We start from the raw sequence: 24,484 nt of genomic DNA, 5'->3' as shown, positions 1-24,484 counted from the left end.
TAAGGGGAGTCTCTGAACTCCCCTTATCAATGCCTGCGCGGCCCGCCCGGCAGCCCTACAGTTTGGTTGGCTACGCCAACTTCCCTGCGCGTTTCGCTTTCCCGGGAGGCTGCGGAACTCGTCGCTGCGCGCCTCAAACAGTCCTCGCCTTGAATCCCGGAAAACCTGCAATGCTCGGCTGCACTGAAGGGAGGATTATCCGTGCCAATCTGAAGCTTAATTCTGCGAACTATCTATCGGATGGCACGGGCCGTATTCCCCTCTACGCCGCCGAGCATTTCATAAATGAAACGATTAAAAGCAAATTCTGTTTGAGGCCGAAGGCCGAGTTTATTTGCTTCGTTTTATTTGTGGAACGCACAGGGAACCGGGCTTTGCACGGCAAGTAGCGGGGTTGGCTGGGATTGGTAAGGGAGGGCCAACACCCTCCCTTGCCTCGCCCAGCAGGGCGAAAGTAGGGGTATGTGTATCACTATATAAACCGGCTAACCGCATAATCTAGATACAAAAAAGACGAAATCACCTCTCAGCAATTCCGCCTTTCCAAGCACCTTAATGCCAATTAATCCTCACACTCCCAGATGCTTCCCATGGAAACGCAGGTGGTCTTCAATAAAGCTGGCGATAAAGTAATAGCTGTGGTCGTAGCCCTCATGACGGTTCAGCTCCAGCGGGTAACCACTGGCCTGTGCCGCCGCTTCCAGAGTTTCCGGACGCAGCTGACTCTCCAGGAAGTCATCCGCTTCACCCTGGTCCACCAGCGCAGGCAGAAACTGCTCGCTGCAGGCCTGCTGCATCAGCACGCTGGAATCGTACTGCTGCCACGCCGCCGGGTCATCACCCAGGTAGGCACGGAATGCATCCTGTCCCCACTGACAGCTGATCGGGTTGCAGATCGGGCTGAACGCTGACACGGAGCTGAACCGTTCCGGGTTCTTCATCGCAATGGTCAGGGCACCGTGACCACCCATGGAGTGACCGGAGATCGCGCGCTGATCCGTTACCGGGAACAGTTCCTCCACCAGCGCAGGCAGCTCGTTCACCACGTAGTCGTACATGCGGTAATGCTGCGCCCATGGCTCCTGGGTGGCGTTCAGGTAGAAACCGGCGCCTTTACCCAGGTCGTAACGCTCTGCTTCGTCAGCTACGTCGTCACCACGCGGGCTGGTATCCGGCGCAACAATCGCGATACCCAGTTCAGCCGCGACCCGCTGAGCGCCGGCTTTCTGCATGAAGTTTTCGTCGGTACAGGTCAGGCCCGACAGCCAGTACAGGACCGGTACCTTCTCACCGTGCGCGGTCTGGGGCGGTAGGAAGATGGCAAAGCGCATCTCGCAGCCCAGGCTGCTCGACTGATGCTTGTACTGCTTGTGCCAGCCACCAAAGCTACGATTCTGGCTCAGGTTTTCCACTGTCATTTTCTGCTCCTTGGCCGCCCCGCCTTAAACGAAGCGGCGACAAACGGGATTACTTGTCGTAGTGGACAACGCTGCGGATACTCTTACCTTCGTGCATCAGGTCGAAGGCTTCGTTGATCTCATTCAGACCCATGGTGTGGGTGATGAAGTCATCCAGCTTGAACTCACCGTTCATGTATTGATCCACGATGCCCGGCAGTTCGGAACGGCCTTTAACGCCACCGAATGCGGTACCACGCCATACACGCCCGGTTACCAGCTGGAATGGACGGGTGGATATCTCCTGACCGGCACCGGCTACACCGATGATCACGGACTCACCCCAGCCTTTGTGACAGCACTCCAGCGCCGCACGCATCACGTTGACGTTACCGATACATTCGAAGCTGTAATCTACGCCACCGTCTGTCAGCTCAACGATCACTTCCTGAATCGGTTTGTCGTAGTCATTCGGGTTGATGCAGTCGGTCGCGCCCAGCTGCTTCGCCAGTTCAAACTTGCTCTCATTGATGTCGATGGCAATGATGCGGCTTGCTTTCGCCATGGTCGCACCAATAACGGCAGCCAGACCGATACCGCCCATACCGAAGATCGCGACAGTTGAGCCTTCCTCAACTTTGGCGGTGTTCTTTACTGCGCCCATACCGGTGGTGACACCGCAACCCAGCAGGCAGACCTCTTCCAATGGTGCTTCTTTGTTAACTTTCGCCAGGGAGATTTCCGGCAAGACGGTGTATTCGGAGAATGTGGAGCAACCCATGTAGTGGTAGATCGGCTTACCGTCTTTGTAGAAACGGGTGGTGCCGTCCGGCATCAGGCCTTTACCCTGGGTCTCACGGATCTTCTGACACAGGTTGGTTTTGCCGGATTTACAGAACTTACACTCGCCACATTCCGGGGTGTACAGTGGGATGACGTGATCGCCCACCTCAACGCTGGTCACACCTTCGCCAACGGCTTCAACGATACCACCACCTTCGTGGCCCAGGATCGTTGGGAAGATACCTTCCGGGTCTTCACCAGACAGGGTGAACGCGTCCGTGTGACACACACCGGTCGCTACGATACGTACCAGAACTTCGCCTTTCTGCGGCGGCATTACATCCACTTCTTCGATGATCAGTGGCTGGTTCGGACCCCAAGCAACGGCGGCGCGGGATTTAATCATCTTGTCACTCATGACGGCAGCTCCTGTTATTTTTGAATGCCGATAATATAGGTAAGTACCAGTGTAGTTCTTTCTGAATACGAGATAATCTAAGCTTTAAGCAAATTACTTTTACGAGACAGTAATAATGTTCAACTGGGAAGGGGTCACTGAGTTTGTCGCCGTCGCCGAAACCGGCAGCTTTACCACTGCCGCCAAACGCCTGGAGATCTCCGTCGCGCAAGTCAGTCGTCAGATCAGTGCACTGGAAAGTCGCCTGGCCACCAAACTGTTCTACCGCACCACCCGCAAGGTGACCGTGACTGAAGCAGGGCAGGTGTATTACCAACACTGCCGCCAGGTACTGGACGGCCTGGAGGAAGCCGAGCGCACCCTGACCAATATGCAACGCACCCCACGCGGAAAGCTGAAGATTACCGCCCCGACCACCTACGGCGAGAACCGTATCGCGCCGCTGCTCAACGACTTTATTCGCCTCTATCCCGATCTGGAGCTGGACTGCCACTTCACCAACCAAAAGGTCGACCTGATCGACAACGGTTACGACCTGGCGATCCGTCTCGGCAAGCTGGAGGACTCCAGCCTGATGGCGAAACGCCTGGCCTCCCGCCGCCAGTACGTCTGCGCATCACCCGCCTACCTCGCCGCCAACGGTGAACCTCACCTGCTGTCTGAGCTGGAGCAACACAACTGTCTGCGCGGTACGCTGGAGTACTGGCGCTTTCAAGAGGGTGGGCAGGAACGCAATGTGAAGGTCAGCGGCAATATCCACTTCAACAGTGGCCAATCCCTTACTGATGCCGCCCTAAAAGGCCTGGGTATCGCTCAGCTGCCCGACTACTACGTGAAGGAGCATATCAACGCTGGCACGCTGGTCGAAGTGCTTACCAACCACCAGCCCGCCGATGAGGGGATCTGGGCACTGTATCCGCAAAACCGCCACCTCTCCCCCAAGGTCCGGATGCTGGTTGATTTTCTCGCCGAGCAGCTCGACTGACATACGCAGCCGTCACCATCCACACATCAAAATATTGACAAATTGTTGCGATCTGCGCGAAACGACTATGCTTAAAGGCGTATAACCCTTAATCACAAGCGTCTGGAGTAGTGTTATGACAGATGTAATTGCGAAAGAGGAGTGGTGCACAACGGTGTCCGACGCCTGCCATTTTCTGACCGAGCGGCAAGACGAGTTGATGCGTGATTATAAGTTGAAAGAGCACCAGCGCTTCGAGTGGGATCAAGCGACCGGTGTGCTTACGTTCTCCAATAACGGGGTGCCAGCGGTCAGGGCAAAGATACAGTTTGTCGGCTCCGTTTCTACACTCTCCAACACCTGGCTCTGGTCCTGGGCCAACCCGTCGGTTGGTGCCTCGGTTAAGGACAAGATGACCTGGGTGAAAGTTTACGGAGAGGAGCGCAACTTCGCCGCCCTGACAGAAGACCAGTGGGTGGGCGACGAGATAGACGGCTGGGAAATGACTTGTGTCGCTGCCCTGGTACTTAACGCCAAGGGCGCCTACCGCACCGAATCGGAAGCGGGCTATACCTATCTACTTATCACCGACATCCAATGGGTGTTGAATTAAAATCCAGTCGTATAACACATACAGACAGGGGGAGAGGGATACTCCCCGCCCAACCCTGAATTATTCGTCGTCAAAGGTACTGGAATAGGTGGCCGAGATCCGACCCGCTTCATCGTAGATACCGGTCAGCATACTGATCAGGCGGGCGGTCTGTTGCAGCTTTTCATCTACGCTATCGATACTGCTGGTTTGGTCGGTCAAAAGCTTACCGCGTAGCTCCGCGTACATGTCGAGTTTGCGGCGCCCGATATCCGTCATGGAGTAGGTGTAGTTTTTCCCCTGCAGCTCTTTCTGCTTCACGATCAGTTCAAGACCGGCCAGTTTACGCAGGCTGTACTGAATGTTGGGGATGTCATCCCGGTTGAGCAACCGGGCGATGATCGTCACCGGCTTGGGGCGATCCTGCATGCGGATCACGTTGAGGATAATTAACTCCTGATAGGAGAGATTGCCCAGCCCCACGGTACTGCCCAGCTGCAGGCAGAAGCGCTCGAAGGCCTGGTTAAAGCGCAACACCACCCATTCAAATTCAGTGGTGATGGCGTCGTGCTCGGTCTGGGCCAAGTGCCAGGACCGGTAGAGACTCATATCGTCGATCAGTTTTGTGGTCACGTCGTATACCTGTTGTTCTTATTATCGGGAAAGCTGCTTACACGATGTTGCTGTAGGTATGCTGAGATGCAGGCAACCGGCAATTGCTAAAGTTTAGTCGAATATTCCACACGTCCAGCCCATAAAGGCACTCCCGACAGATGACGCCATCGTCGGCGCCTATACAACTTACTTATGGTACGAACACTCAGCCACAAGTGGATTGTTCCTCCTCAACAAAACAAGGGATACGGCAATCACGCTCTTGTTTGCCAGCTGTTCACGGCATCCAAATCCAATAAAAATTCAAACAGATTAAAATCAGAGGCGACCAGCCGCCCTGCCTATTAATTAGTGCCTCCAACAGTTGATCTGCGCCAACTTTCAAACAAAAAAACCAAATTTGTTCTAGAATGAATCGCGCGGCGCCGTATAATCGGGAGATTTGAAAAATCTCATCGAGGCTGCAGGCTCAAACACACTGGCCAGACGAGGACGCCGGTATTATTGGAGAAAGCATGGATAGCCAGATAGGCCAGGACCTTTCCGGTACAATCAAACGGGATGTGCGCTCAATCGTGCAGCGCAACGTTGTTACCTGCCCGCCAGATTTCACCCTGCAGCAGGCCACCGGACTGATGTTCGAGCGTCACTGCAGCTCGATTGTGATCGTTGAAGATGACTGCCCGATCGGTATCTGGACCGAAGCCGACGCCCTGAAGATCGATTACACCTGCGTCGAGCATTCCGAGGTTGAGGTGCGCCACCTGATGAGCGCACCGGTGAGCACCATCGGCATCAACGCCTCGCTGGACGAAGCCACCTGCCAATTCCGCCGCAACGGCCTGCGCCACCTGGTTGTTGTGGAAAGCGACAACAAGCTGGCCGGCATCATCACCCAGAGCGATGTGGTGATCAATCAGGATGTGGCTTACTTCCTGCGTATGAGCGAAGTCAGCGCTATCGTTCCTCCCCAGCCACCAACCACGATTGAATTTTCCGCTTCGCTGCCGGATGCCATCGCCGAGATGCGTTACCGCCGCAGCGATTGCATCCTTGTCACCCGCGACGGCCAGCCTGAAGGGATGCTGACCGAACGTGACGTGGTACGCTTGATCGCCCTGGACCAGATCGACCGTCCCCTTGAGGACGTAATGAGCAAACCGCTGATCAGCGTGTCCGAAACCATGAGCCTGCTCTCCGCCCGCGCGCTGATGGAACGACGCCATATCCGCCACCTCTGTGTCACCCGGGAAGATCAATCGATCAGTGGCGTGATCTCCTTTGCCGACGTCTTGGCCAATATCGAGCAGGCGTACGTCAACCGTCTGCGCGAAGCGCTCGATAACCGCATCGCCGATCTGGAGCAGAGCGAAAGCAGCCTCAACATGGCCAAGGCGCTGATCGACGCCTCCATGGACGGCATCATGGTGACCGACGAAAGCGGTACCATCCTCTCGGTCAACCCAGCTTTCACCATCCTCACCGGTTACTCCGAAAGCGAAGCGCTGGGGCAGAAACCCAGCCTGCTCAGCTCTGGCAAACAGGGCCCTGACTTCTACCAAAAGCTTTGGTGCTCGTTGAAGAAAAAAGGCAGCTGGCAGGGCGAGATCTGGAACCGCCGTAAAAACGGCGAAGTCTACCCAGAATGGCTGACCATCACCGTGGTGCACGATGCACGCAACAAGCGTCGTCTGTACGCGGCGATCTTCAGCGACATCACCGAGCGTAAAAAGTCTGAAGCGATCATCGAAAACCTGGCCTATTACGATCCGCTCACCAAGTTGCCCAATCGCCAGCTGCTGTTTGACCGTTTGGAGGTGGCCATGGCCACCGCCAAGCGTATGAAACATGGTCTGGGCCTGATGTTCGTCGACCTGGACCTGTTCAAGCGGATCAATGATACCCTGGGCCACTCTGTGGGGGATCAGGTGCTGTGCGAAATTGCCGACCGCCTGCGTCACTGTGTGCGCGAGGGGGACACTGTCGCCCGCATCGGCGGTGACGAGATGATCATCCTGATGACGGAGATGGAGCACACCGACACGATCCATCGCGTGGTGCAGCGTATCTTCAGTGCTCTGAAGCAAAGCATCAACGTGGCGGGGCACGAACTGCATATCACCGCCAGTATCGGCTGCAGCACTTACCCGGAAGACGGCACCGACCGCGATACCCTGCTTAAGCATGCCGATACCGCCATGTACCGCGCCAAGAGCAACGGCCGCAATAGTTTCCAGCTGTATTCCGCGGACATGAACCGCAGCTCCATGCAGCGTCTGAGCCTGGAGAGCCGCCTGCACACCGCCCTGAACAACAACGAGCTGTTCCTGCACTACCAACCCAAACTGGAGCTGGGTACAAACCGCATTGTAGGGGTGGAAGCACTGCTGCGCTGGAACGACCGCGAGCAGGGGGTGATCCCACCCGACCAGTTTATTCCAGCTGCCGAGGAGCTGGGCCTGATCGGTAAGATCGGTGCCTGGGCACTGCAGGAGGCCTGCCGCCAGTGTAAAGAGTGGCACGATGCCGGCTTTGACGATCTGCACGTATCGGTGAACGTTTCACCGCAGCAGTTTACCCGTCGCAACCTGACGCTGGATGTGGAGCAGGCATTGCGGGCTTCAGGCCTGCCCGCCAACAAGTTGGATCTGGAGATCACCGAAAGCTGTGCAATCCAGAACCTGGAAGAGGTGGTAGAACCGCTCAACCAGCTGCGCGACCAGGGCATCACCGTGTCGATGGATGACTTTGGGACCGGTTACTCCAGTCTGAGCATGCTCAGCCAGCTGCCGCTGGACCAGTTGAAAGTCGACCGCAGCTTTATCTCCGGCATCCCGGAGCATAACAAGGATCAGGAACTGGTCTCCACCATGGTGCTGATGGCCCACAACCTGGGGTTAAATGTGGTGGCGGAGGGGATCGAAACCGGCACCCAGCACGACTACCTCAAGCAGATTGGTTGTGACCAGGGCCAGGGCTTCCTGTTCAACCGTCCGCTACCGCCGGAAGATATCGACAAGCTCCTGCGCCATTAACCAGCCGTAGGTTGGCCACCGCGAAGCGGTGCCCAACATGTTAGGCATCGCATTGCGATGGCTAACCTACAAGAGAGTCACAAAGCGTTGTACGTGCTCTTGTAGCTACTCTTTTCCCTAAAGAAACAACATCACCGCAAACAGACCGCTAAGACTCAGGCTCAGGGTGTAGGGCAGCGCCATATACACCATGCGCATGTAGGAGAGTCGTACCAACGGCGCAATCGCAGAGGTCAGAAGGAACAGGAACGCCGCCTGACCGTTTGGCGTGGCCACACTCGGCAGGTTGGTCCCGGTATTGATCGCCACCGCCAGGGTATCAAAGTGCTCCCGACTGATGCGCCCCGCCTGAAAGGCATCGTTCACCTCGGTGATATACACTGTCGCCACAAACACATTGTCACTGATGGCGGACAGCAGACCGTTGGCGATAAAGAACATCGCCGGTTGCTGCGACAGGTCTTTACTCAGTACCCACTCAATCACCGGTGAAAACAGGTGCTGCTCGTGAATCATCGACACGATGGTAAAAAACACCACCAGCAGGGCGGTGAACGGCAATCCCTCCTGAAACGCGCGTCCCAGGCGGCTTTCATCGGTCACACCGTTAAAGCTGGTGAGCAGGATAATCACCGTGAGGCCAATAATCCCCACCTCGGCCAAGTGCAAGGCCAGCGCAAACACCAAAAAGATCGCCCCGGCAAACTGCACCATCAGGGCAAACATATCACTCTTGGTACGGGTTTCGCGTTCCTGCTCATCAAACTTGCGCAGGATCTCGAACACCTCATCCGGAATGGTGGCGCCATACCCAAACAGGTGAAAGCGCTCCACAACCACCACCGTCGCCAGGCCCACTAACAGCGTAGTGGCCGATACGGGCGCAACATGTACCAGAAAGTCCACGAAGTCCCAGCCCATCTTCTGGCCGATCAGAAGATTCTGCGGTTCACCCACCAGCGTGCTCACGCCCCCCAGGGCCGTACCCACGGCACCATGCATCAGCAGGCTGCGCAGGAAGGCACGAAACTGATGCAGGTCGTGGCGACGCTCCGCCTGGAAGTACTCGTCGTTATTGTTGTCGTGCGGTTCCTCCGCACGCTTGCCCGACGCCACCTGGTGATAGACCGAGTAGAAACCCACGGCGGCACTGATCAGCACTGCGGTCACCGTGAGTGCATCCAAAAAAGCCGACAGCAGTGCCCCCAGGAAACTGAACAGCAGTGATAGCAGCAACTTCTGCCGCACCTTGATCAGCAACTTGGTAAACACAAACAGCAGCATATCTTTCATAAAAAAGATCGCTGCCACCATAAACATCAGCAGCAGAATCACCGGCAGATTAGCGCTCACTTCCAGGTAGATCTGATCGGGATGGGTCAAGCCCGCCACCACCGCTTCGATTGCCAGCAGGCCACCGGGCTGCAGGGGATAACACTTCAGCGCCATCGCCAGGGTAAAGATGAATTCGCCGATCAGCAGCCAGCCGGTCACGATCGGGCCAAACTGCAGCAAAACGATGGGATTCAGCATCAGGAAGAACACGATGGTCAGCTTGTACCATCCGGGAGAGTTACCGAGAAAGCGGGTTAATGCCGCATTGGCGTAAGTGTTCGAACGTCTCATACGTTATTCCTTGAAAAACAGCTTATCCACTCTGGGATGAAGTTACGCGCTGTCTTTAAGCGTAGCAGCCTGTCGGGCTCAACGCCGATCTGCCGCTCGCTTTGGGCGGGAATCGGTGCCCGATGATTGACTCAATCGGTTTTCACGTTAGTCTGTAGTGCACACCCATCTGTATCGGCTACACGCCGCGCCGCTGCACTGTTTTGATGCATCTGCGTTATGAAAATAAGGAACCTGCAATGAATACCGAAGCCGTCATTGACCATATCAGCCAGTGGTTGAAATCCTACATCGACAACTCGCCGTGCAAAGGCTTTGTTGTGGGTGTATCCGGTGGTATCGACTCGGCGGTTTCCTCCACCCTGGCAGCCCGCACCGGTTACCCGGTCCTGTGCCTGGAGATGCCGATCCACCAGCATGAATCGCAGGTGTCCCGAGCCCGTGAGCACATCAACTTTCTGGAAGCGACCTACCCGAACGTGAGCAGCGTCGAGGTGGAGCTGACCGATACCTACGAAACCTTCCGCGCGGCTCTGCCTAATCTGGAAGCCGATCAGGATAATCAGATGGCGCTGGTGAACACACGTGCCCGTATCCGCATGACCACGCTGTACTACTTTGCTGCGCTGCAAAGTGCATTGGTGGTGGGTACCGGCAACAAGGTTGAGGATTTTGGCGTGGGTTTCTACACCAAGTACGGTGACGGCGGTGTCGACCTGAGCCCGATCGCGGACCTGGTGAAAACCGAGGTGTATGCGCTGGGTGCCGCGCTGGGTGTCAACGATGCGATCCTGCAGGCGGCACCAACAGACGGTTTGTGGGGCGATGACCGCACCGACGAAGATCAGATCGGCGCGTCTTACCCTGAACTGGAGTGGGCGATGGAATTCGACGGGGACGAGAGCGGCCTGAGCGAACGTCAGACCGAAGTGTTGGCGATCTACCGACGTCTCAACCGCGCCAACCAGCACAAGATGGAACCGATCCCTGTGTGCATGATTCCGGCTGAGGTGCGCGGCGCTTAAGCCACGTACGTCTACAAAGCGAAGTGGCTTAAGCAGTCACTTCGCCACACTTTCCTGCTCTTTCAGACTTTCTGCCCGGTCTGACTTCGCAGCTTCCTGCCGAGCTCCCAGAGCCATCACCATTCCCAGCGTTACCACCACAATCCCGATCCACTGGTAAGCGCTCACCGGCTGCTGCAAAACCAGCCACCCGGCAATCGCCGCACCGCCCGGTGCCAGCGCACTGAACAGCGCCGCCTTCTGCGCGCCCAATGCGGCCCCGGCCCGACTCACTGCGTAGATCGCCACACCCGCCACCAGCAGACCCTGGTAAAACGCCTGGAAGATCCACTCTCCCAGCGAAATGGCAAAAAACTGCGGCGGCCAGAACCACAACCAGAACACCACAAAGGGCAACGACCCCACGCTGGTGATCGCCACCGCCAACAACGACGGCACCTGCCAACGGGTGGTAAATACACCAAACACTGCCCAGAGCAGGGCACAGGTCAGCAGGAGCAGATCACCGATCCAGCTGTTGGCACCGCCCTGAGAAAAGGCACTGGAACCAAACACCGCCAATCCAGCCAGCATCAGCGCAACGCTGAACACCGCCTGTTTGCTCAGTGCCTGCTGGAAGATCACACGGGACAATAGCATGGCAAACAGCGGCACCAGCCCCAGTGCAATCACCCCGGCATGGGAGACCGGTGCAAACTGCAACGCGGCGCTGTTGATCAGGCCAAAAGGCACACCCACGCAGCACACCATCATCAGGCAGCGCCAGAAACCCAATCGCTGAACGAGACGCCAGCGCTTCAGCAAATAAGGCCAGAGCAGGGCACCGGCCACCAGTGCCCGCAGACCGGTAATATCGGTGGGAGTCAGACCCGCCTGCAGGCCCAGCGTGGTCGCGGTGCTGTGACCGCTCCAGATCAACGCCGCCAGCAGGCCATAGAACAATCCCCGCAGCAGATCCTGCGAGTGAAATAGAGTACGCACATTACTTCTCCAGTATGGATTCAGGAGAAGCCACAGAAATTGAGATGTCGGATGTCGAAGAAGAGAAGGCGATAGTAACCGAGCCGAACGACTCAGACTACCCCCACCTCGTCCGGCTCGATGGGTGTGAGTGGGAAGTTATAGGCCGCATAAGCCTCAAAACTGTCGATAAACTCCTGCGCCAGACCGGATACCGGGCGGTTTACCGGGGTGATAAATCCAAAATAGAGCGGCACCGACGGTTCAAACGGGCGCACAATCAGGTTTTCATCGGCAAAGGTATGGGCAGTGAATGCATCCACGATCGAAACGCCCAGTCCCTCTTTCACCATCGAGGCCGCCGTGGAGAGCAGCAGGGTTTCCATACGCTCATCGGGGCGCGCCAAATTTTCCCGCAGGGCAGAATCGATCAGAAAACGCGTCACCGTATTCTGCTGGCCAATCGCCACAAACGGTTCGCGGTGCAGGTCGGACGCGTGCACTTTTTCCTGGTCGGCAAAACGGTGACCTTTAGGTGCAATGCAGACACAGTCGATTTTGTAGCAAGGTCCATAGGCGATCTCTTTGCTTTCCACCGGCAACATCACAACCCCCAGATCAAACTGCTGCGCGCCCACACGGTTTGCCAGCTCAACAGACAGGTGCGGAGCGAATACGGCGGATACATCCCCGTGGCTGCGCAGAAAGCGACTGACAATGGTGGGCATCACACTGAACGCCAGTGCTGGCATCGCCCCAATACGCAAACGACCGCTGCGCATCATGCGGATCTGATCCGCCGCCTGGGAGAGGTTATCCATGCCAATAAAGTGGCGTTCCACCTCCCGGTAGAACGCATGTGCCGCCTGGGTCGGGTAGAGACGGCTGTTGCGGCGATCAAACAGGGTAAAGCCCAGCGACTCCTCCAGATCCTTGATCAAACGCGACACCGCAGGCTGCGAGACATAGAGCATGCGCGAGGCATCACTCATTGAACCTGCCAACATCACCGCCCGGAACGCCGCTAACTGTTTGGAATTCATAATATTTCACCCCACCCATAACATTGCCGCATAGATCATTGAAATAATTGTATTGGAACTTATACCCCAGAGCCAATAATAATAATTCTCGTCGAGAAGCACAGAAATTGATGCGCAGGTACTGATCCGGGTTCCTCGCAAACTGGATGGAGAGAACACTCAATGTCTATTGAACGTCATGACAGCGGCCAGCGTATGAGCCGCGCCGTGATCCATAACAACGTGGCTTACCTCTGTGGTCAGGTTCCAGCCGATGAAAACGTAGGTATTCGCGAACAGACAGCGTCCACGCTGAAAAAGATCGAAAACCTGCTGGCCGAAATCGGCAGCGACAAGAGCAAGCTGCTCTCCGTTACCGTGTATGTCCGCGACATGAAAGATTTTGCAGGAATGAACGAAGTTTGGGATGCCTGGGTTGAAGAGGGTCAGGCCCCAGCACGTGCGTGTGTGGAAGCACGTATGGCACGTCCATCACTGCTGGTAGAGATGTCCTGCATCGCTGCCATCTGATGCATCTTGAAGATGCATCACTTAGGGCTACTTGAATCGCTTATGGCTACTTGAATAACCCTACACCCGGTAGAACAATAAATAGATCAAACAGGTGAAACGAAACATGGCTATGAAACTGAATAAACTGATCAAGCACATCGCAGCGGCAACGCTGGCCGTATCCAGCACCTTTGCTATGGCTGGTGAGAAGTGGGATATGCCGATGGCATACACCGACTCCAACTTCCACACCCAGAACGCAAAAGCGTTTGCGGAAGCGGTGAAGATCGCAACCGGCGGCGAACTGGAGATCAAGGTCCACGGCGGCGGCTCCCTGTTCAAAGGTAACGAGATCAAGCGTGCGGTACAGACCGGTCAGGCTCAGATCGGTGAACGTATCCTGTCGGCTCACGCCAACGAAGATGCGCTGTTCGCCTTCGACTCCGTACCTTTCCTGGCGACCTCTTTCGAAGAGTCCGACGCGCTGATGAAAGCAGCCCGTCCGGAGCTGGAAAAGCTGCTGGATAAGCACAACCTGGTACTGCTGTACTCCGTGCCATGGCCTCCGGGTGGTTTCTACGCGAAGAAAGAGCTGAACGGCACTGCCGACCTGCAGGGTGTGAAATTCCGCTCCTACAACAGCGCCACTGCACGTATGGCTGAGCTGGCCGGTGCGGTACCGGTACAGGTTGAAGCCGCCGAGCTGAGCCAGGCGCTGGCAACTGGTGTAGCTGAATCTTTCATCTCCTCCGGTGCAACCGGTTACGACCGTAAGGTGTGGGAGCACCTGACCCACTGGTACGACGTTAAAGTATGGCTGCCACGCAACTACGTGTTCGTGAACAAACAGGCTTGGAACAGCCTGGATGAGAACACCCAGAACATCGTTAAAGGTCTGGCGCTGATGGCAGAAAAAGCCGGTGCGGCACGCTCCGAGCAGCTGGCAGGCTGGTACATCGAGCAGCTGCAGAAAAACGGTATGACCGTTCAGCCAGCAGGCGAAAAACTGGCAGCTGACTTCGGCCAGATCGGTGACACCATGACTGCCGAGTGGCTGAAGCACGCCGGTGACAGTGGTCAGGCGATCCTGGACGCGTACAACAAGTAACATCTCAACCCGGTTATTCGACCTCATCAACGGATAACCGGGTACCTCCCTTGCACGGCGACCCGCTGCTTCGGGTGTGCCGTGCCTTTTCCTGCGCTGACAGGGAAGTAGCGCGCGAGCACGACTAATATAAATAGAACGATAATCACCATGACTACCGAAACCATGACCCGGGAAAATACCCGTACAGCAGGCACATCATTGCTGCGCAAAGGTCTGGATACGCTGTATCTGGCTTCCGGTGCGGTAGCAGCGCTATTCCTGCTCGCCATTTTGGGCATCATTGTCGCCCAGATGGTCTGCCGCTGGACTGGCATTCAGTTCCCCGGCTCTACCGATTACGCCGGTTACTGCATGGCCGCCTCCTCCTTCTTTGCGCTGGCTTACACCCTTAACCGCAACGCCCATATCCGCGTCAGCCTGGTCCTGAATATCGCCAAGGGCAAAGTACGCCGCGCATTGGATATCTGGTGCCTGAGCATCGCCTCGCTGCTGGCGGGATACCTTGCGTATTACTCCATCCGCAACGTACAGCTATCCCATATGATCCACGATATCTCCCAGGGCCAGGATGCGACTCCACTGTGGATTCCACAGATGGCGATCGCGATCGGTTCGGTGATCTTCACCATCGCCCTGCTGGATCACCTGGTGCGTACCCTGATGGGCCACGACGACACCTTTGCCGAAGAGCACCACGTTGAAGGGGAGGAGTTCTGATGGACGAGCTGACACTCACAGGTATTTTCCTGTTTACACTGTTTTTCCTGCTCGGCAGCGGCGTCTGGATCGGACTGGCACTGCTGGGTGTAGCCTTCGTCGGCATGGAGCTGTTCACCAGCCGGCCAACCGGCGATGCGATGTTTACCGCGATCTGGTCCGGCTCGGCGAGTTGGACACTGACCGCGCTGCCACTGTTTATCTGGATGGGTGAGATTCTGTTCCGCACCCGCCTGTCCGAGGATATGTTCAAGGGGCTTGCCCCGTGGATGGCGGGCCTGCCGGGCCAGCTGCTGCATACCAACGTGGTGGGCTGTACCGTGTTTGCGGCCGTATCCGGCTCCTCCGCAGCCACCCTGACCACCGTGGGCAAGATGTCGATTCCGGAGCTGCGCCGCCGTGGTTACCCGGACTACATGACCCTGGGTACCCTGGTAGGTGCATCCACCCTGGGTCTGATGATTCCACCGTCCCTGACCCTGATCGTGTACGGTGTGACCATCAACGAGTCGATCTCCAAGCTGTTTATGGCGGGTGTCTTCCCGGGTCTGGTACTGGCAGGCCTGTTTATGGGTTACATCGCGGTCTGGTCCTTTGTGCGCCGTCACGAAGTACCACCAAAAGAAGCACGCATGAGCTTCGGCCAGAAGCTGTATAACTCCCGCTTCCTGATCCCGGTGATCCTGCTGATCGGTCTGGTCATCGGCACCATCTACACCGGCGTGGCGACAGCAACTGAATCCGCGGCCTTTGGTGTGATCGGTGCGCTGACGCTGGCGGCGCTGCAGGGCTCCCTGACCAAGAACACCTTTATCGAGAGTCTGATGGGAGCTACCCGCACCTCCTGCATGATCGCGCTGATCCTGGCAGGTGCTGCGTTCCTGGCACTGGCGATGGGTTTCACCGGTCTGCCGGCCACCGTAGCCGAATACATCGGCTCGCTGGAGCTGTCACCACTGACGCTGATCTTCGCCCTGATGTGTTTCTACATCATCGTCGGCATGTTCCTCGACGGCATCTCTTCCGTGGTCCTGACCATGGCAGTGGTGGAACCGATGATCCGTCAGGCCGGTATCGACCTGCTGTGGTTCGGTATCTTCATCGTGGTGGTGGTAGAGATGGCCCAGATCACACCGCCAATCGGCTTCAACCTGTTCGTAATGCAGGGCATGACCAAGAAACCGATCGGCTACATCGCCAAAACCGCCTTCCCGATGTTTCTGCTGATGGTGGTGATGGTGGGCATCCTGGTGATGTTCCCGGAACTGGCCACCTACCTGCCGGAAAACATGAAGCAAACACCGGGCTAATCGCCTGACCTTTCCGGGGTGGAAACCACCCCGGAGCTCTTTTCTCTCGAAGCACTGTAACAATCAAATATGTCGTCTGCGGATGGCAGGGCAGGTCTTTGCCCGAATACTGCCTCAACTGCCGCAAACGACCGGAGAACATGCCAATTATGGCTACGTTAGACCATTCTCAGCCAAACCCTCGCACCGAAGCCGGCACACCCGATGTGACCGTCATCGGCGCCGGTATTATCGGTATCTCCTGTGCCGTACAGCTGCAGGCGAAAGGCCTGAAGGTGGCGGTAATCGACAAGCTCCCCCCGGCAGATGCCACCTCGCACGGTAATGCAGGCATCTTCGCCGAATGTGGTTGCATCCCTGTGGCAACACCCGGCTTTCTTTGGACACTGCCGCAGCTGCTGATGGACCCACACGGGCCCCTGTCGCTGCCACTGGGTTACCTGCCCAAGCTGACCGGCTGGGGTACCTCCTTTGCCATGAACACCCGTATGCAGCGTTTCCAACATATCAGCCAGTCTCTGGCGGCACTGCTGAAGGACGCCACTAGCCTGCACCTGGAACAGGCCGCGATGACCGGCGCCGAAGCCTATGCCAAGGCAGCGCCGTACTACTACCTGTACAAGGATCGCGCCGCCTTCGAAGCCGACAAACTGGCGTGGGACACCCGCAGCAAATTCGGTAACACCTACGACCTGTTGGAAGGGGACGAGGTGCACAACCGTGAAGAAGCGGTATCACCGGAGTTCAACTTCGCCGTATCGCTGCACAACCACGGTTTCTCACCGAACCCGGGTATGCTGGTGAAAACCATGGCCAAGCACTTTGTGGAGCAGGGCGGTGAGCTGATTACCGGTGAAGTGCGGGAACTGCGTCGCGACAACGGTCAGGTGAATGGCATCGTGACCGACCGTGGCATCTACCCGGTCAACCGTCTGGTGATCGCCGGGGGCGCCTGGTCTGCCAAGCTGGCCGAGCAACTGGGTCACAACGTGCCGCTGGAATCGGAGCGGGGTTACCACGTGCAGATCCAGAATCCGGGTATCGAACTGCACGCGCCGATCATGTTCTCGGCGGGCAAGCTGGTCGCCACACCAATGGAAGGCGGTATCCGCTTTGCCGGTCTGGTGGAGTTCGGTGGCCTGAAAGCCGACCCGAACTACGACTTCTGCGACCGTTTGCTTCACCACGCCAAAACCCTGTTCCCGGAGATCGACACCAGCGATCACGTGAAGTGGATGGGGCACCGCCCGTCCATTACCGACAGCCTGCCGGTGATCGGCGAATGTCCGAACTACGACAACGTGCTGTACGCCTTCGGCCACCAGCATATGGGTCTGGTGCTGGGACCACGCACCGGTCGCATTATCACCGAGCTGGTGACCACCGGGTCCAGCGAGATCAACCTGGCCCCTTACCGGATCGATCGCTTCTGACAGGTTTAGAGACACAAAAAAGGCGCCCATTGGCGCCTTTTTTTAATTTTGGCGTTATTCGCTGGCTACCAGCCCGATCACCACCGCCATCTGGATCAGCTCCGCCAGGGATTCTGCAGCCATCTTGTTCATCATATTGGCGCGATGGCCCTCGATGGTTTTACGGTTGATCGCCAGATCATCCGCCATCTCCTGGTTGGACATCCCTTGGACCACCCGCTCAAATACCTGCTTTTCCCGCTTGGTCAGGCTGTCGTAACGGGCCTGGAAGCTGTGTTTGCGGTTCAACCGCGAGCGCTGAGCCAGATCGTCTGCCAGGGCACGCTGTACCTGGTCGATCAGAGTCTGGTCGTTGAACGGTTTTTCGATGAAGGTTTGTGCGCCCTGGGTCATAGCAGTAACCGCCATATCCACATTACCGTGGGCAGAGATCATAATCAGCGGGATATCGATTTGGTATTCGGGCAATTTTTTTTGCGCGCTGATGCCGCTCAAACCGGGCATACGCACATCCATCAGGATGCAGCCGCCCTGACCGACCTGGTAGCCATCAAGGAACGCCTGTGCGGAGTCAAAGCTCTCGACGTTCAGATCCACCGATTCCAGCAACCACTGCAGTGAATCACGCACATCTTCATCGTCATCCACCACATATACGATCTGATCCTGGCTGCTGCTCATCGATTTACTCTACCTGACTGCTGTTTTGCTGCAATTGAGCGCATTTTACCGCAGGTTCATACCTTTTCCAGCGTGAAGCTGAAAACCGCACCACCTTCAGCAGTGTTTTCGGCCCATAACTGACCGCCATGGGCTTCTACCAAGGAGTGGCTGATCGCCAAACCCATGCCCAGACCATCCTGTTTGGTGGTAAAGAACTGCTCGAACAGTTGCTCGGGTTCCCCCTGCGGCAGGCCAGAGCCCTGATCGGACACGCGGATCACCACCTGTCCAGCTTCGAAGTTGGATGCTTCCACCCACACCTGTTTTGGTTCGCGCTCTTCATCACTCTCTTGGTCGCTGTGGCAGGCCTCGATGCCGTTGAGCAAAAGGTTCAGCAGAATCTGTTCCAGCTGGATACGGTCGGCCAGTACTGCCATCTGCGTATCTGTAATTCGGTTTGTCAGCTGTACGTTGCTGCGACCGGCACTGCTGGCACAGAACTGCAGCACCTCGTCTACCAGGGCCGCCAGCGGTATCGCTTCCCGTTGTGGCTGCCCCTTGCGGGCAAAGTCCATCATACGGCGGATAATCTCACCGGCGCGTAGGGCAGTGGCACTGATCCGCTGCAGCGGTTTGCTCAGTTGGGCAGAGGCGACCGTGTCGCTGCGCTCCACCCGGCGCTCGATACCACTTACGTAGTTCACGATGGCGGTCAGCGGCTGGTTGAGTTCATGGGCCAGGCCCGAGGCCATCTCCCCCATGGTCATCAGGCGACTGGCACGGCTCACTTCTGCCTGGTACTGCTGGCGCTCCGCCTCCATCGCTTTTTGTGCACTCAGGTCGCGCGCCTGCAGGGAGAAATATTCGATCCGTCCATCAAAGGACCGGTGGGCCAGCAGCTCCAGCATCACGGGGATAACTTCGCCGGTTTGTGCACACATCTCCACTTCACCACGCCACTGTCCCTCCTGCTGGGCTGTGGGTAACGCCTCGTCCTGCAATTGTTGATAACTCTGCGCCATCAACAGGTCGCGGAGGATAAGTGGCTGCTCCGGGTTATCCACACCCAGGCGTTCGCGCGCCGCTTCATTAAGGTCGCTGATGCGGTTATCCAGATCGACAAAAGCCACCAGATCGCTGCTGCTCTCCAGCACCCGCGCCAGGCGCCGGTTGGTCTGCTCTGCCTCAATACGGCGACTGGCGTCACGCGAAACCACCAAGATCTCTTCCAGCGCACCGCTGTCCGGATTACGGATCGAGCGACTGGTGCTTTCCAGCCAAGTGTAGTGGCCATCTTTACAGCGGAAGCGGTAGGTGTGGGTATAAAGTCCGCGCTCGTAACTCACGCTGGGGGAGCGCCGTTTAAAGTCTTCCACATCGTCCGGGTGGTAAAGCTCATAGGCGGACATGCCGATGATTTCATCCACCGTGTAGCCCAGCAGGTTTTCCACAGCGGGGGAGGCGTAGATAAAACGCCAGTCACCCGGCGTGTGGCGGGAGATCATATCGGTGGACTGCTCGGCCATCTCCGCCAGCAGGCGGTTACGTTCGGCATCGTCGGTGAGTGCGGAAAGCCCCTCTTGCGGGCTGGACCTCTCCATGGGCGGGTACTCGCTCGGGTAACTCAATAACATCTGATCGGACCTCCGATGGTACCAGAAAAGGGCGGCTGGGCAGGCCGGAAAAAGAAAGAGCCGGGGCCAGCAGCCTAATAGACTGCAAACGCCGCACCGGCTCAAGGAGGGACTCGGGTAGAGCAGGTCGTTGAAAAACGCTTTCGAGGCAGTTAGTACAAGGCAAAAATCGACGAAAAAGCGGAGTTTATATGTCATAAATGAGCATTTTGAGTCGATTTTTAACGCCGTAATAACAACGCAGATAGATTTTCAACGGCCTGCTAGATGTCCTGCTCAGTTATGTCCGCCGGTATCTCTTTGAGCATTGCCCGCAGGGCAAACTTCTGCACCTTGCCGGTGGAGGTTTTCGGCAACGGTGCAAACACCACTTGTTTCGGACATTTGAAATGGGCCATGTGGTCGCGGGTAAAGTCGATGATCTCCTCAGCACTCACCTCCGTCCCCTCTTTCAGGGTGACAAAAGCGCAGGGCACTTCACCCCAATGTTCGTGGGGTTTGGCCACCACCGCCGCTTCCAGCACCGCCGGGTGACGGTAAAGGATGTCCTCCACCTCGATGGTGGAGATGTTCTCGCCGCCGGAGATGATCACGTCCTTGGAGCGATCCTTCACCTCAATGTAGCCGTCCGCATGCCATACCGCCAGATCACCGGTATGGAACCAGCCACCGGCAAAGGCTTCCTCGGTGGCGGTTGGGTTCTTCAGGTAGCCTTTCATGACATTGTTACCACGCATAAAGACTTCACCCAGGGTGCTGCCATCACGGAGCACCGGTTCGAGCGAAACCGGATCAGCGACCATCAGCTCTTCCAATGCCGGTGCACGCACGCCCTGACGGGCCATCTTCGCCGCTTTCTGCTCCAGCACCAGCGCGTCCCATTCATCCTGGTGGGCACAGAACACACTCGGGCCGTAGGACTCGGTCAAGCCATAGGCATGCACCACCTTAATACCAATCGCTTCCATTCCTTCGATGATCGCTGCAGGAGGTGCCGCACCGCCAGTAGTGACGGTGACCGTATGGTCCACCAGCGCCTTGGATTCTTCCGGCGCGTTGAGCAACATATTCAGTACCACCGGCGCACCGCAGAAGTGGGTCACACCGCAGGCCTGAATCAGCTCGAATACGGACTCCGGTCGCAGATGACGCAGGCAGACATGGGTACCGGCCACGGCGGTCACCGACCAGGGATAACACCAGCCGTTGCAATGGAACATCGGCAAGGTCCAAAGATAGACCGCATGGGGCGGCAGATTCTGGCCAATGATGTTGCTGATCGCATTCAGGTGCGCGCCGCGGTGGTGATACACCACCCCTTTGGGATTGCCGGTGGTGCCGGAGGTGTAGTTGAGGGTGATCGGTTGCCACTCGTCCGCAGGCGGTTGCCAGGCAAAATCGGGATCACCTTCAGCCAGTAACTGCTCGTAGGTTAGGGTGCCAATCAGGTCACCACCTGCAAACTGCGGATCATCCACATCCACCACCAGCGGCTCCACGCTGGCCATTCGCAACGCGCGGTGCATCACATCGGAGAATTCGCGGTCGGTGATCACGACACGGGCTTCACCGTGGTCGAGCATAAAGGCGATGGTTTCCGCGTCGAGGCGGGTGTTCTGGGTATTGAGCACCGCACCGGTCATCGGTACGGCAAAGTGCAGCTCCAACATCTCGGGGATGTTGGGCAGCATCACGGCAACGGTATCACCTTCGCCTATGCCTCGTTGCTGCAGGGCCGAGGCCAGTTGACGGCAACGTTGGTAGGTTTCGCACCAGCTACGACGCACATCACCGTGGATAACGGCGGTACGATCGGGGTACACGCTCGCGGCGCGTTCGATAAATGACAGCGGGGTCAGGGCAGCGTAGTTGGCTGCATTCTTATCCAGGCCCAGGCTGTACGGATTGTTATTCTTATTTTCCATACGTCTACCTATGGTTCTGATTTTTAAAGAAAAGGGCTTAAAGACCCAGATACCTTAACGACAGAACTACAGGCATCCGGGCCTGGCATGATTACCTCAGCGCAGGAACTTCATGCTGAAATCTTTGAACTGCGGTGCGTCAGAGCGGCCGATCCACTCGAAACCCACCATCTCGCGGGTCACCATCTTCACACCTTCTTCACGCATACGTTCAATCGCTGCGGCGGTATCGATTGGGTCGCGGGCAGAGATCGCATCACTCACCACATAGACCTGCTTGCCCTGTGCCAGCAGACGCAGGGCGGTCTGCATCACACAAACGTGCGCTTCCATACCACAGATCACGATCTGTTCGCGGTCCAAAGCATCGATACGCGCACTGCACTCCGGTGCATCTGCGCAGGAGAAGTGGGTTTTACCGACAAAGTCGTTTTCATCCAGCATGTCACGCAGGGTCGACACAGTTGGGCCAACACCCTGTGGGTACTGTTCGGAACCCAAAACCGGGATCTCCATTAGCTGGGCCACGCCCATCAGCCACTGGCAGCTGGCCACCAGCTTTTCGTTCTCGAACACACCCGGCAGCAGTTTTTCCTGCACGTCGATCACCAGCAGGGCGGACTTGTTTGCTTCAATCAGCATCGTTTTTCTCCTGCTGCTTATTCGGTCGGACGGCGGTCAACCATGTTGGTCGCCACACCTTCAGCTACAACTTTTTCACCCACCTTACAGATGGTTTCCAGCTTCACGCGGCGGCGCTTCTCGTCGATCTCCAGTACCTTGGCGGAGGCCACCACGGTGTCACCGATATGCACCGGTGCCTTGAACTTCAGCTGCTGATCGATGTAGATCGCACCCGGCCCTGGCATGCGGGTACCCAGTACGGCAGAGATCAGACCGGCACTGAACATGCCGTGCACAATGCGCTGCTCGAACATGGTCTGCGCCGCGTACTCGGCGTTGATATGCACCGGGTTGTCATCACCGGTGATACCGGCAAACAGCACTACGTCCGCTTCGGTGATGGTTTTTGCGTAGCTGGCGGTCTGACCGATCTCCAGGTCTTCCAGGTAGTATCCGTGCAGTTCCTGCATCTGGCTGTCCTCTCAAAAGTCTCAATGATTTCATCTGCCCCTGTACCCGGGACTATTGTTATAAGGTCGCCATACGGTCTTGGAGCCGTTACGCTGACGACGAAGTAACCACACCTTAGACGTTCCAAAAACAAAAACCAAGTATTAACCCTTGGTTTTTAAATTTTTCTTTGCTAGCTTTCCCTGACATATGCACTGTTCATCAAACAGCCAGTTGGAAAGATGTCAGGTGCACTTTAGGAGATACCCATGCCCAGCCAGATCACAGCCAGTTTTCTTGATCGCACCGTGAGCCACCTGAAAAAGGTGTGGCATGACCTTTCCGTTGATCGACTCAAAGAAACCCTCGAGCTATTCCCGGATCTTGATGACAAAGACCTGGAGCTGCTGCAGCAGTGGATGGACAGCTGCCTGAGCAATACCGGCGGTGAGGTAGCAGCTCGCCGCCGTGCCGCACAGCTGGGGGAGAACTACCTGGCGCTGAGCCCAACCGGCCGCCGCAAGTTCCTACAGCTGCTGTGCGATAGCTACGATGTGGACGATGGCGCGGTGGAAACCGCCATCGAACAGTGGCGCGAAGCAGACCCAGAGGACCGCGCTGCCGCACGCCTTAAGCTGCGTGACACCCTCGATCCACCGCGTATGAAACTGCTCACCCAGTTCACTGAGCTTCCCGAAGGAATGAAGTTCCTGGTGGATATGCGCGCCGAACTGCTCAGTCTGAAAAAAGAGGTACCGGAGCTGGCGCCACTGGAAGCGGACCTGAAACGCCAGTTGGTCAGCTGGTTTGATATCGGCCTGCTGCAACTGGAGCAGATCAGCTGGCAATCCAGCGCGCAATTGCTGGAAAAACTGATCGCCTATGAGGCCGTCCACGCCATTCAGAGTTGGGACGACCTGAAAAACCGCCTCGAATCCGATCGCCGCTGTTTCGCGTTCTTTCACCCCAATATGCCGGACGAGCCGCTGATTTTCGTCGAAGTTGCCCTGGTGAAAGGCCTCGCCGACAGCGTGCAAAAATTGCTGGATGCAGATGCGCCGATCCTGGATTTCAACGAAGCAGATACCGCGATCTTCTACTCCATCTCCAACGCCCAGCGCGGTCTTGCAGGCATTAGCTTCGGTAATTTCCTGATCAAACGAGTCGTGGCGGAGTTGCAGCACGATTTCCACGATCTGAAGCAGTTCTCCACCCTGTCACCGATCCCGGGCTTCATGCGTTGGCTCGATAAGCAGGACGACAATACCCTGCAGCAGCTGCCGGGCGGCAAGGCCTGGGTACAGCTGCCAGAGCCACGCCTGCCGGACGACTGGCACCTGGATGCGTCTCTAGCCGAACAGCGCCGTGAGCCGTTGCTGCAGCTCTGCGCCCATTACCTGACCCAGGAGAAACGACCGGGACGTATTACCCCGCTGGATAATGTGACCCATTTCCACCTCAGCAACGGTGCGGAAGTGGCCCAGCTCAACTGGTTGGCGGACAGCTCCGCCAACGGAATCAAACAGTCAGCAGGCATGATGGTGAACTACCTCTACGACCTGCCGCATATCGAAAGCCGCAGCCAGGATTACAGCGCGCAGGGCAGCATCGCCCAGTCCGCCAAGATCAAGGCTTTGTGTAAAACCTAGAGAATAAAAATAAGGAGA

At 56.9% G+C, this 24,484-nt stretch carries 21 protein-coding genes; 10 read left to right on the top strand and 11 right to left on the bottom strand.

Annotation, left to right across the window (positions count from 1 at the left end):
• Positions 1-569 precede the first annotated feature (569 nt).
• Positions 570-1,418, bottom strand: a complete 849-nt coding sequence (fghA, locus tag ACEQ15_RS03305) for an S-formylglutathione hydrolase (protein ID WP_370277612.1) — start codon at positions 1,416-1,418, stop codon at positions 570-572.
• 49 nt (positions 1,419-1,467) lie between these two features.
• A complete protein-coding gene (locus ACEQ15_RS03300; protein ID WP_370277611.1) occupies positions 1,468-2,598 on the bottom strand; it encodes an S-(hydroxymethyl)glutathione dehydrogenase/class III alcohol dehydrogenase in 1,131 nt (376 codons plus the stop codon).
• Positions 2,599-2,713: 115 nt separating this feature from the next.
• Here ACEQ15_RS03300 and ACEQ15_RS03295 point away from each other — a divergent pair, with 115 nt between their 5' ends.
• On the top strand, positions 2,714-3,583 hold the full coding sequence (locus ACEQ15_RS03295; RefSeq protein WP_370277610.1) for a LysR substrate-binding domain-containing protein: 870 nt from the start codon (positions 2,714-2,716) through the stop codon (positions 3,581-3,583).
• A 115-nt stretch (positions 3,584-3,698) separates the two neighbouring features.
• Positions 3,699-4,175 carry a DUF6882 domain-containing protein gene (locus ACEQ15_RS03290; protein ID WP_282352049.1) on the top strand — a complete coding sequence of 159 codons (477 nt, stop codon included), beginning with the start codon at positions 3,699-3,701 and terminating at the stop codon, positions 4,173-4,175.
• A gap of 60 nt (positions 4,176-4,235) precedes the next feature.
• On the opposite strand, the gene ACEQ15_RS03285 is transcribed toward ACEQ15_RS03290, so the two are convergent.
• Entirely contained in the window at positions 4,236-4,787 is a 552-nt protein-coding gene (locus tag ACEQ15_RS03285; protein WP_370277609.1) for a winged helix DNA-binding protein, read from the bottom strand.
• A gap of 497 nt (positions 4,788-5,284) precedes the next feature.
• On the opposite strand from ACEQ15_RS03285, the gene ACEQ15_RS03280 reads away from it, so the two are divergent.
• Entirely contained in the window at positions 5,285-7,804 is a 2,520-nt protein-coding gene (locus ACEQ15_RS03280; RefSeq protein ID WP_370277608.1) for an EAL domain-containing protein, read from the top strand.
• Positions 7,805-7,921: 117 nt separating this feature from the next.
• Here ACEQ15_RS03280 and nhaB read toward each other — a convergent pair whose 3' ends face one another.
• Entirely contained in the window at positions 7,922-9,430 is a 1,509-nt protein-coding gene (nhaB, locus tag ACEQ15_RS03275; protein ID WP_370277607.1) for a sodium/proton antiporter NhaB, read from the bottom strand.
• A 239-nt stretch (positions 9,431-9,669) separates the two neighbouring features.
• Between nhaB and nadE the strand changes: the two genes are divergently transcribed.
• Positions 9,670-10,455, top strand: a complete 786-nt coding sequence (gene nadE, locus ACEQ15_RS03270; protein WP_370277606.1) for an NAD(+) synthase — start codon at positions 9,670-9,672, stop codon at positions 10,453-10,455.
• 36 nt (positions 10,456-10,491) lie between these two features.
• On the opposite strand, the gene ACEQ15_RS03265 is transcribed toward nadE, so the two are convergent.
• Complete coding sequence (locus ACEQ15_RS03265) at positions 10,492-11,436, bottom strand: DMT family transporter (RefSeq protein WP_370277605.1); 945 nt, start codon at positions 11,434-11,436, stop codon at positions 10,492-10,494.
• A 92-nt stretch (positions 11,437-11,528) separates the two neighbouring features.
• A complete protein-coding gene (locus ACEQ15_RS03260) occupies positions 11,529-12,458 on the bottom strand; it encodes a LysR substrate-binding domain-containing protein (protein WP_370277604.1) in 930 nt (309 codons plus the stop codon).
• 162 nt (positions 12,459-12,620) lie between these two features.
• Here ACEQ15_RS03260 and ACEQ15_RS03255 point away from each other — a divergent pair, with 162 nt between their 5' ends.
• The 5 genes from ACEQ15_RS03255 (at position 12,621) to ACEQ15_RS03235 (ending at position 17,521) form a co-directional block, all read left to right on the top strand.
• Positions 12,621-12,968 carry a RidA family protein gene (locus ACEQ15_RS03255; protein ID WP_370277603.1) on the top strand — a complete coding sequence of 116 codons (348 nt, stop codon included), beginning with the start codon at positions 12,621-12,623 and terminating at the stop codon, positions 12,966-12,968.
• A gap of 112 nt (positions 12,969-13,080) precedes the next feature.
• A complete protein-coding gene (locus tag ACEQ15_RS03250) occupies positions 13,081-14,058 on the top strand; it encodes a TRAP transporter substrate-binding protein (protein WP_370277602.1) in 978 nt (325 codons plus the stop codon).
• Between the two features lie 150 nt (positions 14,059-14,208).
• Positions 14,209-14,778: a TRAP transporter small permease gene (locus tag ACEQ15_RS03245; protein WP_370277601.1), complete on the top strand. Its 570-nt coding sequence runs from the start codon at positions 14,209-14,211 to the stop codon at positions 14,776-14,778.
• On the top strand, positions 14,778-16,088 hold the full coding sequence (locus ACEQ15_RS03240; protein ID WP_370277600.1) for a TRAP transporter large permease: 1,311 nt from the start codon (positions 14,778-14,780) through the stop codon (positions 16,086-16,088). The genes ACEQ15_RS03245 and ACEQ15_RS03240 overlap by 1 nt, the downstream gene beginning before the upstream one ends.
• 149 nt (positions 16,089-16,237) lie before the next feature.
• Positions 16,238-17,521, top strand: coding sequence for an NAD(P)/FAD-dependent oxidoreductase (locus ACEQ15_RS03235; protein ID WP_370277599.1), 1,284 nt, complete (start codon positions 16,238-16,240; stop codon positions 17,519-17,521).
• 54 nt (positions 17,522-17,575) lie between these two features.
• On the opposite strand, the gene ACEQ15_RS03230 is transcribed toward ACEQ15_RS03235, so the two are convergent.
• The 5 genes from ACEQ15_RS03230 to ACEQ15_RS03210 form a co-directional block, all read right to left on the bottom strand.
• The gene (locus ACEQ15_RS03230; protein WP_370277598.1) at positions 17,576-18,202 is read right to left on the bottom strand and encodes a response regulator transcription factor; all 627 of its coding nucleotides are present in this window, start codon (positions 18,200-18,202) and stop codon (positions 17,576-17,578) included.
• A 56-nt stretch (positions 18,203-18,258) separates the two neighbouring features.
• Entirely contained in the window at positions 18,259-19,818 is a 1,560-nt protein-coding gene (locus ACEQ15_RS03225; protein ID WP_370277597.1) for a PAS domain S-box protein, read from the bottom strand.
• A 263-nt stretch (positions 19,819-20,081) separates the two neighbouring features.
• Positions 20,082-21,743, bottom strand: coding sequence for an acyl-CoA synthetase (locus ACEQ15_RS03220; protein WP_370277596.1), 1,662 nt, complete (start codon positions 21,741-21,743; stop codon positions 20,082-20,084).
• A 96-nt stretch (positions 21,744-21,839) separates the two neighbouring features.
• Positions 21,840-22,385, bottom strand: a complete 546-nt coding sequence (locus tag ACEQ15_RS03215) for a hydrolase (RefSeq protein WP_370277595.1) — start codon at positions 22,383-22,385, stop codon at positions 21,840-21,842.
• A gap of 17 nt (positions 22,386-22,402) precedes the next feature.
• Complete coding sequence (locus ACEQ15_RS03210) at positions 22,403-22,837, bottom strand: MaoC family dehydratase (RefSeq protein ID WP_370277594.1); 435 nt, start codon at positions 22,835-22,837, stop codon at positions 22,403-22,405.
• Between the two features lie 249 nt (positions 22,838-23,086).
• Between ACEQ15_RS03210 and ACEQ15_RS03205 the strand changes: the two genes are divergently transcribed.
• The gene (locus ACEQ15_RS03205) at positions 23,087-24,466 is read left to right on the top strand and encodes a malonyl-CoA decarboxylase (RefSeq protein WP_370277593.1); all 1,380 of its coding nucleotides are present in this window, start codon (positions 23,087-23,089) and stop codon (positions 24,464-24,466) included.
• Positions 24,467-24,484 lie beyond the last annotated feature (18 nt).

Source organism: Pontibacterium sp., assembly GCF_964228735.1.
In the GTDB taxonomy this organism is placed as follows: Bacteria; Pseudomonadota; Gammaproteobacteria; order Pseudomonadales; family Balneatricaceae; genus Pontibacterium.
This window is presented reverse-complemented; position numbering and strand designations above follow the sequence as displayed.